We start from the raw sequence: 12,565 nt of genomic DNA on the forward strand, positions 1-12,565 counted from the left end.
CAACCTCATGCCATGAGCGCTGATCCCGCCCCCTCCCTCCACCTCGCCGTCTACGACGGAATGGCCGACTGGCAGTACGGGCATGCGATCGCGCAGGTGAGATCTGGGCTAGGGCCGCACGGGGCGGGGAGCCTCGGGGTCGTCACCGTGGGGCTGACCGGTGCGCCGGTGACCACGATGGGCGGGGTGACGGTCCTGCCCGACCTCACGCTGCCCCAGCTCAAGCCCTCGGCCAGCGCGATGCTCGTCCTGCCCGGCTCCCCCGACTGGGACTGGGCGCCCGAGACGATGGCGCCGCTGGCCTCGGCGGCGGGCATCTTCCTCGACGCCGGGGTGCCGGTGGCCGCGATCTGCGGGGCCACCGCCGGGCTAGCCAGGGAAGGGCTGCTCGACCACCGGGACCACACCAGCTCCGCACCGGGCTACCTTCTGGGCACCGGGTACGCGGGCGGGCACCGGTACCGGTCCGAGTTGGCGGTCACCGACGACGACCTCATCACGGCCGGGGCCACCGCGCCGGTCGAGTTCGCCCGGGAGATCCTGGCCAAGCTCGACGTCCTCAGCCCGCGCGCCCTGCAGGCCTGGTATCGGCTGCACGCCCTGCACGACGAGGACGCCTACCTGATCCTCATGGAGGAGACCTGAGGGGAGGGCAGGGGAAGGAGACCTGCCCCGAGGCGGTCCGAACCACGCCGAGTATCGTCATGGCAGCGTTCCCAACGGAGGAGAAACCTTGATCGACCTGCGCTCGGACACCCTGACCCGCCCCACCCCCGACATGCGCCGGGCCATGGCCGAGGCCGAGGTCGGCGACGACGTGTTCGGCGAGGACCCGACCGTGCGGGCGCTGGAGGAGGAGACCGCGGCCCTGCTCGGGCGCGAGGCCGCGCTCTACGTCCCCTCCGGGCACATGGCCAACCAGCTCGGGCTGTACGTGTCCACGCGCAGCGGCGAGGAGGTGTGGGCGCACGAAAACCACCACCTCATCGGCGACGAGCAGGGCGCCGCGGTGGTGCTCTCCCGGGTACTGCCGCGGCTGTACTCGGGCGACCCCTTCCCCGCGCAGGAGCTTCTGGACACCTGGATCTCGGGGCTCGGCGACGTCCACCGCGCCGACCCGGCCCTGTTGTGGCTGGAGAACACCTTCAGCGGCCGGGTGGTCCCGCTGACTGAGCAGCGGCGGGTGACGGATTTCGCGCACACGCACGGGTTGAAGGCCCACCTGGACGGCGCCCGACTGTGGAACGCCGCCACCCACCTGGAGGTCTCCCCCGCCGCGGTGGCCGCGGGCTTCGACACGGTGTCGGTCTGCTTCTCCAAGGGCCTGGGCGCGCCGGTGGGTTCGGCGCTGGCCGGTGACACCGACACGATCCGGCGGGCCCGGCGCGGCCGCAAGCTGCTGGGCGCGGGCATGCGGCAGGCGGGGATCATCGCGGCGGGCGCCCTGCACGCGCTGCGCCACCACCGGGAGCGGGTCGTGGAGGACCACGAGCGCGCGGCCCGGTTGGCCGGACTACTGGAGGGCCTGCCGGGGCTGTCCGTGCGGGCGCAGACCAACATGGTGCTGATCCGGACCCCTGAGGGACGGGCCGCGGAGTACCTGGAGGCCTTCGCCGCCCAGGGCGTGCGGGCACTCGGCGGCGGTTCCCGGGTCCGGTTGGTGCTGCGCCTGGAAATCACCGACAGCGACGTCGAGGACGCCGCGAAGGCGATCACCCGGGCCGCGGCCGAACTCTGATCCGCCCATGACCTCGCCCGACCGCAGGTCAGCGCGGGTGCCCGTCAGTACACTTGGCCGATCTCGCGCAACGAAGGGGCACCGGCAGGTGTTGCGCATCACATCGCGTAGTAGCATCTGGCGTATGACATTGTCGTACTAGAGAGTGGTAGCACCGCAATGCCGGGAAGAATCCAGTCCATCGAACGCGCCGCCGCGATCCTCCGGCTCCTGGCCAGTGGCGCCCGCGGACTGAGCCTGGCGGAGGTCTCCCGCTCCCTGGAGCTGCCCAAGGGGACAGCCCTGGGCATCCTGCGCACGCTCCAGCACGTCGGTTTCGTGGAGCAGGACCCCGAGTCGGGCCGGTACCGCCTGGGCGGCGGGATGCTCAGTCTGGGCACCCGTTACCTGGACGGCAACGAGCTGCGCACCCGTGCGCTGAACTGGGCGGACACCCTCGCCTCACGCAGCGGGGAGAGCGTGCGCATCGGCACCCTGCACAAGCACCAGGTCCTGGTGGTACACCACGTCTTCCGCCCGGACTCCAGCCGGCAGACCCTGGACGTGGGCACCCTGCTGCCGCTGCACGCGACCGCCCTGGGCAAAGCCCTGATGGCCTTCGACCCGCTGGCCGTCCCTGAGGAGGTCGCCTCGGTGGAGACCGACTCCCCGGTGGAGCTCACCGCCTTCACCCGACACACCGTCACGTCCATGGCGGCGCTGGAGGGCCAGCTGACCGAGATCCGCGACAGCGGCTGGGGCTGGGAGGCGGAGGAGCTGGTCGAGGGCGAGGTGTCCATCGCCGCCCCCATCCGCGACCGGCGCAACGTCACCGTCGGCGCCATCGGAGTGCGCGGCGCCATCGAGCGCCTGCGCGGCGAGGACGGAAAGCCCGACATGGAACAGGTTTCCTACGTCCGCGACGCCGCCCGCGCGATCTCCCGGGAGCTGGGCGTCACGCCCTACTAGGGCCCTGCCAAAGCCGATCCGGGGTCACCACCGACAACCCTGCGGACCCCGTCCGGCACTCACATACCGTCACAGATCCCCGCCCCTTCCCCAAGGCGACGTCCACTTCGTACCACTTCGCTGCCATCAGCGGAGTGGTGCTTTCCGTGTCCGGGCCTGTCCTGGGACAGTGACCGCCCCAAGCTGGTGACCCACGCAACACGATTGCGTCACACGGCCTTGACATGGGAAGGAAAGACGGTTGAAACTATCGCCTAATCATACGTCAATGTCGTACGTCGTTCGGTGACTATCGCCGATCACACCGTTTCCCACCCCGTTCCGCACCCGTCCACCTTGAAGGCGAGCACCGATGAGTCAGCAGTACGTCGCCGCGATCGACCAGGGCACCACGTCGAGCCGCTGCATCCTCTTCGACCAGGACGGACGCATCGTCTCGGTCGACCAACGAGAGCACCGTCAGATCTTCCCGAAGCCGGGGTGGGTTGAGCACGACGCCCTGGAGATCTGGACCAACGTCGAGGCCGTGGTCCAGGAGTCCCTGCAGAAGAGCGACATCACGCCGGACCAGATCGCCGCCATCGGCATCACCAACCAGCGCGAGACCACCCTGCTCTGGGACAAGGAGACCGGCGAGCCGGTCTACAACGCCATCGTCTGGCAGGACACCCGCACCGACGACATCGTCCGCGAGCTCGGCACCCAGGAGGGCCAGGACAGGTTCCGACCCAAGTGCGGCCTGCCCCTGGCCACCTACTTCTCCGGTCCCAAGATCCGCTGGCTACTCGACAACGTCGAGGGCGTCCGCGAGCGCGCCGAGCGCGGCGAGCTGCTGTTCGGCACCATGGACACCTGGCTCATCTGGAAGCTGACCGGCCGACACGTCACGGACGTGACCAACGCCAGTCGCACCATGCTGATGAACCTGGCCACCCTGGACTGGGACACCGAGATCCTGGAGGCCATGCAGATCCCGGCCAGCCTGCTGCCGGAGATCCGCTCCTCCTCCGAGGTCTACGGCGAGTCCACCGGCTACCTGGCGGGCACCCCCGTGGCCGCCTCCCTGGGCGACCAGCACGCCGCCCTGTTCGGCCAGACCTGCTTCGACCCGGGCGACGTCAAGGGCACCTACGGCACCGGCACCTTCCTGGTGATGAACACCGGCACCGAGCCCGTGACCTCCAACAACGGCCTGCTCACCACGCTGGGCTACAAGATCGGCGACGCCCCCGCCGTATACGCGCTCGAAGGCTCCATCGCGGTCACCGGCTCCCTGGTCCAGTGGCTGCGCGACAACCTGGGCCTGATCTCCACCGCGCCCGAGATCGAGACGCTCGCGCGCACCGTGGACGACAACGGCGGCTGCTACATCGTCCCGGCCTTCTCCGGCCTGTTCGCCCCGCACTGGGACAGCGACGCCCGCGGCGTGATCGCCGGCCTGACCGGCTACGTCAACAAGGGCCACATCGCCCGCGCCGTCCTGGAGGCCTCGGCCTGGCAGACCCGCGAGGTCGTCGACGCTATGAACGCCGACTCCCAGATCGACCTCACCACCCTGAAGGTGGACGGCGGCATGACCGCGGACAACCTGCTCATGCAGATCCTGTCCGACGTGCTCGACGCCGAGGTCGTGCGACCGATGGTCGCCGAGACCACGTGCCTGGGCGCGGCCTACGCGGCGGGGCTCGCGGTGGGCTACTGGCCCGACATCGAGACCCTGCGCGCCAACTGGCACAAGGCCGCCGAGTGGAACCCGAAGATGGCCTCCGAGGTCCGCGAGCGCGAGTACCACAACTGGAACAAGGCCGTGCAGCGCACCCGCTCCTGGGTGGAGCACGAGGACAACAAGTAACGAGACGACCGCGCCCCGGGGGCACTAGTGCCACCTGGGACCCCCGGGGCGCGGATCCGGGGGCACCGAGCGGTGCCCCCGCCCATCCATCCTGTGACGGGTGCGTCCGATTATGCCCGCAACGGGCAAGGCGCCGCCCCGTGACCCGGCTGCCCCCCTCACGGGGCGGAGGTCCTCATGCAAGATTTCTCGGTGTACCTGGCGGAGTTCATCGGTACCGCCATCCTGATCCTCCTCGGCGGCGGTGTCGTCGCCGGCGTCGTACTCGCCAAGTCCAAGGCCCTCGCCGGGGGCTGGATCGTGGTGACGCTCGGCTGGGGTATGGCGGTCGCCATGGCCGTCTACGTCGTCGGCACCACCTCCGGCGCCCACATCAACCCGGCGGTCACGCTCGGCCTGGCCAGCATCGGCGAGTTCAGCTGGGCCCTGGTGCCCGGCTACATCGCCGCCCAGCTCCTCGGCGCCTTCACCGGTGCCTGCCTGGTCTTCCTGGCCTACTCCGCGCACTGGAAGCACACCGACGACGCGGACGCCAAGCTCGCCGTCTTCAGCACCTCACCGGCGGTGCGCAACCCGGTCGCCAACCTCACCACCGAGGTCATCGGCACCGCGATGCTGGTGCTGGGCATCCTCGGCATCGGCGCCAACTCCGGCCACGTCTCGATCGGTGACGCCGACCTGTCCGGCCTGTTCAGCACCGGTCTGGCCCCGCTGCTGGTCGGTCTCCTGGTGCTCGGCATCGGCCTGTCGCTCGGTGGTCCCACCGGGTACGCCATCAACCCGGCCCGTGACCTGGGCCCGCGCATCGCGCACGCGCTGCTGCCGATCCCGGGCAAGGGCTCCTCCGACTGGGGCTATGCGTGGATCCCGGTGGTCGGACCGATCGTGGGCGGCGTGATCGGCGCCTGGATCTGGAACCTGACCGGCTTCGGCGGCTAGCCGCGGCACCGCCGGTATTCGGTATTCGCTGAGGGCGCCCGGAACGGTCCGGGCGCCCTCCGGTGTTCCCGCCGTCCTGCACCGCGGCTCACTGCGACGTCACCGCGGCTCACCGGCCGAGGTGGATCTCCTCCAGGTAGTCGAGGGTCTCCCCCGGTCGCAGCGCCACCAGCCCCAGGTGGTTGAGCAGGTTCCGGTAGCGGGCCACGTCGTCCGGCTCCTCCAGGTAGATGCCGTCGGTGGCGGTCTCCAGGAAGACCACGGTCGGGTCGATGACATCGGGGAACTCCAGGATCACGCAGGAGCCGCCGCTGCCGGGGTTGACCCGATCCGCCCTGGTCATCTGCACGGTGACATTGGGGCGCTGGGCCATCTCCAGGAGGTGCTTGACCTGACTGCGCCGGACCTCGGGGTGGTCGTGCAGGCGCAGCAGGGAACCCTCGTCGAAGATCGCGTACAGCTCCGGCGGGTCCCGGTCCTCCAGGATGCGCTGTCTGGTCATCCGGGCGTCGACGGCCCGGCGGATCTCCTGCGGGCTGGCCAAGCAGGCCTGCGCGACGACCCGCATGTACTCGGGGATCTGGAGCAGCCCGGGCACCAGGAGGGGTTGCCAGGTCGTGATGGATCTGGCCTCGGCCTCGAAGCCGACGAACCGGGCCGCGAGGACGTCGCGGTAACGGGTCCACCAGCCGCGTTCGAGGGACTGGCGGCACAGGTCCAGGATCTCGTCGAACTCTCCGCCCGGGGGCACCCCACAGGCCTCCAGGATCGCCCGAACCTCCGGGAGGCTGGGGCGCTTCTTCACCCCGGACTCGATGTTCGAATACGTGGACTTGGACAGGCCCGCTTCCGCCGCGGCCTCTTCGCTGGTCTTACGGGCGGCGAGCCGGACCCGCCGGAGCTCGGCGGAGAGCCGGCGCCGCCGGATCGTGGGTGAGTACCTATTGGCCATGATGCGGTTCATCGTAGGACCGGCGGCGCCTCCCCAGTGGGACAACCGGAGAACCCGAAGTCCAGGCATTTCTCCTGTTCAGGGAAGCTGGAAGTCCACTTCAGGATCCCCGGATTCCAGCTTTTACCTTGCACACGAGGCTTCTGGCCACGCTCCCAAACAGTGCGACAATGCCGAACTTCAACCACATCAAGCGACATCGTGAACCCCCTGGGTCACATGAGAGCTCCCACGCGCCACCCAGGACCCACCTGGGTCAAGGGAACAGCGCCAATGCCGACTCCGATCTTCACCATCGTTCGGCATTGTCGTATTATGCGTACGACACCCACCTGAAACGTGGAGCCCGTTCAGGTACGTGCGGAATCACCCCCCTCTCCAACGGACGGAGCACCAGCCATGACCGCCAGCACCCACCGAAGCGACGCCCCCGCGGTGCGCGCGCACACGCGCGAAGAACTCGCCCGGGGCACCTTCGACCTCCTCGTCATCGGCGGCGGGATCCTCGGCACCTCCGTCGCCTGGACCGCGACCCAGGCCGGCCTGCGAGTGGCCATGGTCGACGCCGGCGACTTCGCCGGAGCCACCTCCAGTGCCTCCTCCAAGCTCGTGCACGGCGGTCTGCGCTACCTCCAGACCGGCAACGTGCGCTTGGTCGCGGAGAACCACAAGGAGCGGCGCTCGCTCGCCTCCGACGTGGCTCCGCACCTGGTCAACCACCGCCCCTTCCTGGTGCCGATCTACTCCGGGGGGCCGCACGGCGCCGCCAAGATGGGCGCGGGCGTCTTCCTCTACTCCGCGCTGTCCGCCTTCGGCGACGGCATGGGCCGCCTGCTCTCGCCGCTCCAGGCCAAGCGCCTGGCGCCCGGGCTGCGTACCGAGGGCCTGAAGTCCGTCGCCGCCTACAGCGACCACCAGATGAACGACAGCCGGATGGCGGTCATGACGGTGCGCGCCGCCGCGGACGCCGGGGCCGTGGTTCTCAACCACGCCGAGGTCCTGGGGCTGCGCACCACCCGGGGCAGGGTGACCGGTGCCGACCTGCGCGACCGCGTGAACGGTGAGGACTTCGGGATCGACGCGCGGCTGGTCCTCAACGCGACCGGCCCCTGGGTAGACCACCTGCGCCGCCTGGAGGACCCGGCCGCGGCGCCCAGCGTGCGCCTGTCCAAGGGCGCCCACCTGGTGCTGCGCACCCCGGACCCGTGGCGGGCCGCGCTCACCATCCCGGTGGACAAGTACCGGGTCTCCTTCGCCATCCCCTGGGAGGGGCACCTGCTCCTGGGCACCACGGACGAGGCCTTCGAGGGCGACCCCGCGGACGTGGGCGTGGTGCCCTCCGACGTCGACCAGATCCTGGGCGAGGCGGCGCTGGGCATCGACGCCCCCTACCTGGACCGCGACCGCATGACCTACTCGTTCGCGGGGCTGCGGGTGCTGCCGGGCGGCCCCGGGGACACCAGCTCGGCCAAGCGGGAGACCGTGGTCAGCCAGGGGCGCGGCGGAATGCTCTCGGTGGCCGGGGGCAAGTGGACGACCTACCGGCACATCGGCCGGGCCGTCCTGGAGGAGCTGCGCAAGGTGTCGGCGGTCCCGCTGTCGGAGGACATGGCCGACCCGTTGCGGACCGTGCCGCTGCCCGGTCTGGCCAGCCCGGACGCGGTCACCCAGCGCCTAATCATCGACCGCGAGCCGGGCACCCGCCTGGACCCGCTGGTCGCCCGGCACCTGGCCTCTCATTACGGCAGCCTGGCCATGGACCTCGCCGCGATGGTGCGCGCCGAGCCGGAGCTGGGCGAGCGCATCCACCCGGACGGCCCGGACATCTGGGCCCAGGTGGTCTTCGCCCGCGACCGCGAGTGGGCGGTGACCGTGGACGACGCACTGCGGCGCCGGACCACCGTCACCGTGCGCGGCCTGGACACCGCCGAGGTGCGTGAGCGCACCAAGGCCCTCCTGGAGGCCTGAGCCGCACACAAGGGAGCCCCGGGACCGTTGTTGACGGTCCCGGGGCTCCGGTGTTTCCAGGGCTCGGGCCCCGAGCCAGAGGCTCTCGGGCAGCGGCCCCGGACATGCGAACGCCCCCGGAGAGTCAGGCTCTCCGGGGGCGTTCCGCGACATTCACACCCCCGGAGGGGCGACATCGCAACGTCTGGCGGTCTTAGATCGCGACGACGTTCTCGGCCTGGGGGCCGCGGGTACCGGCGACGATCTCGAACTCCACGCGCTGGTTCTCTTCCAGGTTACGGAAGCCCGAACCCTGGATGGCGCTGTAGTGAACGAAGGCGTCGGGGCCACCGTCGTCGGGGGAGATGAAGCCGAAGCCCTTCTCGCCGTTGAACCACTTCACAGTTCCCTGAGCCATGTTTTCTCCTTCAGCTCGGTGTACACGGACGCATACTCACACGCCCGAAAATTGCCGCGAGCCGACTCCATGAGAAACCGCCCGCCGGTCACAAACTCCGCGGGCAAGACACCAACTGCGAAATTCAACGACTAACAATCTCTAATGAACGTACCACAGCCGAGCCAGCTGGTGATGGATTTCGGTGTGGCAACCCGCACGGCCCGCCGGGGAATACCGACGGGCCGGGCGGGGAACACGTGTGACGCGCGTGACAGCCACCGGAGTGTCACGGAACCGTCATCTCTAGTTTGCGAGGGAGTCGTTGACGCACTTCAGCACGGGTGGCGCCGTGACCGCCTCCGGGTCGAGCCCGGCACCGCCCGGCACCGTGAAGGTGTGGGACTCCCCCGGCAGCAGGGTCACCAGGGCGCTGTCCGCGCTCACCCCGGGGTCGAGCCGGTCCACGTTCAGGACCAGATCCCGCAAGAGCACACGCGCCCGGACGCTCACCCGCAAATCGGCACCGTCCACCCGCGTTTCCACGTCGAATTCGGGTTTTCGGTAGTCGAGTTCATGATCACGGGAGAAGAACCACCAGGCCCGCTCCCCCGCGCCGTCGGCGGTCAGCACCTCACGGGCGGGGTCCTGGGCCCGTGCGACCCCCTCGGGCACCGGGATCCGCAGTGCGCCGCGGGGCGCCACCCGGACCGGATGCGCCGAGGCCGCCAGGGCGCGGCCGGTGTCGAAGTCGCGGCGCACCACCGTCACCTCGGTGGACCACTCCTGATCGGTGTCGTTGCCCAGGACCACCGCCAGTCCACCACCGGAGACCGGCTGGACGGTAGCCACCCGGTCCGCGTACACGCGGCGCAGCGCGTACCACAGGGGCTTGCGCAGCCCTGCCCCGTCCACCGCAGCCCACGAGGTGACCGGCCAGCAGTCATTGATCTGCCACATGACCGTGCCGGTGCAGTACGGCCAGGTGGAGCGGAAGTGCTCGATACCCACGGTCAGGGCGCGCGCCTGGTTGACCTGGGTGAGGTAGTGCCAGTCGTCGTAGGACCAGTCGCGGTCGCCGAAGTGCGCGGCCAGTCCGCGGGCCAGCTTGCCGTTTCCGTCGATCGCCTTCTGGTGGTGCAGCACGCCGGGCGAGGTCGAGGTGAGCGGGGCGTCCGTCACCGAACCCCGCAGGGTGGAGTGAGCGGGCGGCGCCTGGTAGCCGAACTCGGCGGCGAACCGGGGCCGGTGGTCGCGGTAGACGGTGTAGTCGACCTCGTTCCACACGTCCCACAGGTGCATGGTGCCGTGGGTCGCCTCGTTGGGGTGGACGCCCTCCGCCTCGGAGTAGGGGCTGCCCGGCCAGTAGGGGCGGGTGGGGTCGAGTTCGGCGACCACGCGCGGCAGCACGTCCAGGTAGTACCCGGCGCCCCAGGCCCGGCCGTCGAGCTGTTCCTTCCAGCCCCAGTCCTCGTGCCCCCAGATGTTCTCGTTGTTGCCGCACCACACAGCGAGGCTGGGGTGCGGGGCCAGCCGCACGACCGCGTCGCGCGCCTCGGCCTCGACCTCGGTGGCCAGCGGCTCGTCCTCGGGGTAGGCGGCGCAGGCGAAGAGGAAGTCCTGCCAGACGAGCATCCCGCGTTCGGAGCAGAGTTCGTAGAAGTCCTCGGACTCGTAGATCCCGCCGCCCCAGACCCGCAGCAGGTTGATCCCGGCCTCGGCGGCCTGGTCGATCCGCTCCCGGTAGCGGCCGCGGCCGATCCTGCTGGGGAAGGTGTCGTCGGGGATCCAGTTAGCGCCCTTGACCAGGACGTCGCGGCCGTTGACGCGCAGGGCGAAGGCGGCCCCGTGCTGGTCGGGCGCGCTGTGCACGGCCACGTTCCGGAACCCGATCCGGCGCGTCCAGGTGTCGAGGGTGCTCTGATCCGCACCGGGTTCGGCGGCGGACAGCTCCACGGTGAGGTCGTGCAGCGGCTGGTCGCCGTGACCGCGCGGCCACCACAGCCCGGGGTCGGCGACCACCAGTTCCAGGGCGGCCTCCGTCTCGCCCGCGGGCACGGCGACGGTGGTGGTCTCCCCCGCCACCGTCGCGGTCAGGGTGAGGGGAACGTCCGTCCCGGGCCCGGTCCGCTCCACCGCCACCCGCACGCCGACCCGGCCCAGCGAGCCGTCCTCGGAGACCGACACCAGCGGCCGGACCGAGGCCAGCCGCGCCGTGGACCAGGCGTGCAGCCGGATCGGCCGCCAGATCCCGGAGGTCACCAGGGTCGGGCCCCAGTCCCAGCCGAAGTTGCAGGCCATCTTGCGGATGTACTGGTACGGCTCGTCGTAGGCGCCGGGGCGGACGCCCATCCGCTCCCGGTTGGCCTCCGCGTACCGGTACGGCGAGGCGAACTCCACCTCCAGGGCGGGGCCTGTGCCCTCAACCCCGGAGGTCTCGGCCAAGGCCTCGGTGATGTCGAACCGGTACGAGCGGTGCATGTTGGCCGTGCGGCCGACCTCCCGCCCGCCGACCCGGACGGCGGCCACCGTGTCCAGGCCGTCACAGACCAGGTCCACGCGTTCGGCGGTGCCGCCTGTCTCCTGCGACTCCTCGGCCAGGGAGCGCGTGTACTTCCAGTCCGTGCGTCCGATCCAGGCCAGCCGGTTCTCGTTGTCGTCGAGGTAGGGGTCCTCGACCAGTCCCCGGTCGAGCAGGTCCGTGTGGACGCAGCCCGGCACGGTGGCGGGGACCTCGCCGACCGCGGCGGCCGGATCCGACAGGGCGCCCCCATGGGGTACCGCCGTGAGGGTCCAGCCGTCGTGCAGATCGAGCCAGGAGGTCATGTGCGCTCCCTTTCTGATGCTTCTCATGGTGTTCGGGGCGGGTCCGGCCCCGGGTCAGCCCTGGTCGATGCCGACGAAGTGCCCCTCTTCGGCCTCGATGAGCGGAGCGGAGTCGTCGTCGCCGGTGACGGTGGGCAGCTCCACGTCCTCGGGCGGGTTGGCCGCGAGCTCCGCGTCCACCTCCGCCCAGGTGCGGTGCATCTGGGGCACGCACGAGAGCAGGTGGCGGCTGTAGGGGTGAAGAGGGTTGTCGAACACCGTGCGGGTGGGCCCCATCTCGGCGATGGCGCCCTTGCGCAGGATCACGGACCGGTCGCTCACGTAGTTGCCCAGGGAGAGGTCGTGGGTCACGAAGATGATGCCCAGGCCCCGTTCCTTGAGGTCGCCGAGCAGGTTGAGCACGTCGATGCGGGTGGAGGCGTCCAGCATGCTGATGATCTCGTCCGCCACCAGCAGCCTGATGTCGAGCAGCAGCGCACGTGCGATGAGCAATCGCTGGAGCTGCCCGCCGCTGAGCTGGTGGGGGTACTTGCCCAGCACGTTCTCCGGGTCCAGGCGGACCGTGCCGACCGCGTCCAGGACCTTGCGCTTCCAGTCCGCGTCGGACATCCCGGGAAAGTAGGAGGAGCGGATCATCTCGAAGACGCGGTCGGCCTTGAAGATCGGGTTGAAGGAGCTGAACGGGTCCTGGAAGACCCCCTGCACCTTGCGGTAGTACTCCTTCTTCGCCGAGAACCCGCGGATCCGCGAGACGTCCTCGCCCTCGAAACGGATGGTGCCCGAGCTGATCCTGGTCAGCCCCAGCACCATCTTCCCGATCGTGCTCTTGCCGCTGCCGCTCTCGCCGATCAGCGAGACCACCTCGCCGGGCTCGACGGTCAGACTGACGTCGCGCACGGCGCGAAGTTTCGCGCCGCCGAACGCGCCCACCCGGTACACCTTGTGCACGTGGCTCAGTTCCAGCAC

General features: G+C 70.1%; 10 protein-coding genes. 6 read left to right on the forward strand and 4 right to left on the reverse strand.

Translation table 11 applies throughout. The features are described 5' to 3' along the window. The first annotated feature begins 12 nt into the window (after nt 1-12). The 5 genes from D457_RS0116845 to D457_RS0116865 all read left to right on the forward strand — a co-directional run bounded on the left by D457_RS0116845 (nt 13) and on the right by D457_RS0116865 (nt 5,477). On the forward strand, nt 13-645 hold the full coding sequence (locus D457_RS0116845) for a DJ-1/PfpI family protein (protein ID WP_017581847.1): 633 nt from the start codon (nt 13-15) through the stop codon (nt 643-645). Between the two features lie 88 nt (nt 646-733). After that, entirely contained in the window at nt 734-1,738 is a 1,005-nt protein-coding gene (locus D457_RS0116850; protein ID WP_017581848.1) for a threonine aldolase family protein, read from the forward strand. A 159-nt stretch (nt 1,739-1,897) separates the two neighbouring features. Further along, nucleotides 1,898-2,686 carry an IclR family transcriptional regulator gene (locus D457_RS0116855; protein ID WP_017581849.1) on the forward strand — a complete coding sequence of 263 codons (789 nt, stop codon included), beginning with the start codon at nt 1,898-1,900 and terminating at the stop codon, nt 2,684-2,686. Between the two features lie 352 nt (nt 2,687-3,038). After that, entirely contained in the window at nt 3,039-4,538 is a 1,500-nt protein-coding gene (gene glpK / locus D457_RS0116860; RefSeq protein WP_017581850.1) for a glycerol kinase GlpK, read from the forward strand. Between the two features lie 177 nt (nt 4,539-4,715). Then, nucleotides 4,716-5,477 (forward strand): MIP/aquaporin family protein, encoded by a 762-nt coding sequence (locus tag D457_RS0116865; protein ID WP_017581851.1) that lies wholly within the window; start codon nt 4,716-4,718, stop codon nt 5,475-5,477. Nucleotides 5,478-5,586: 109 nt separating this feature from the next. Here the strand turns inward: D457_RS0116865 and D457_RS0116870 are convergent, their stop codons facing one another. After that, nucleotides 5,587-6,441, reverse strand: coding sequence for a helix-turn-helix domain-containing protein (locus tag D457_RS0116870; RefSeq protein ID WP_017581852.1), 855 nt, complete (start codon nt 6,439-6,441; stop codon nt 5,587-5,589). Nucleotides 6,442-6,828: 387 nt separating this feature from the next. On the opposite strand from D457_RS0116870, the gene D457_RS0116875 reads away from it, so the two are divergent. Continuing rightward, complete coding sequence (locus tag D457_RS0116875) at nt 6,829-8,397, forward strand: glycerol-3-phosphate dehydrogenase/oxidase (protein ID WP_017581853.1); 1,569 nt, start codon at nt 6,829-6,831, stop codon at nt 8,395-8,397. A gap of 193 nt (nt 8,398-8,590) precedes the next feature. Here D457_RS0116875 and D457_RS0116880 read toward each other — a convergent pair whose 3' ends face one another. From D457_RS0116880 to D457_RS0116890, 3 genes are all read right to left on the reverse strand, one after another. Next, nucleotides 8,591-8,794: a cold-shock protein gene (locus tag D457_RS0116880; protein WP_017581854.1), complete on the reverse strand. Its 204-nt coding sequence runs from the start codon at nt 8,792-8,794 to the stop codon at nt 8,591-8,593. 285 nt (nt 8,795-9,079) lie between these two features. Beyond that, the gene (locus D457_RS0116885; RefSeq protein ID WP_017581855.1) at nt 9,080-11,599 is read right to left on the reverse strand and encodes a glycoside hydrolase family 2 protein; all 2,520 of its coding nucleotides are present in this window, start codon (nt 11,597-11,599) and stop codon (nt 9,080-9,082) included. Nucleotides 11,600-11,653: 54 nt separating this feature from the next. Next, a complete protein-coding gene (locus D457_RS0116890; protein ID WP_017581856.1) occupies nt 11,654-12,565 on the reverse strand; it encodes an ATP-binding cassette domain-containing protein in 912 nt (303 codons plus the stop codon).

Origin of the sequence: Nocardiopsis valliformis DSM 45023 (genome assembly GCF_000340985.1) — a bacterium.
GTDB lineage: Bacteria > Actinomycetota > Actinomycetes > Streptosporangiales > Streptosporangiaceae > Nocardiopsis > Nocardiopsis exhalans.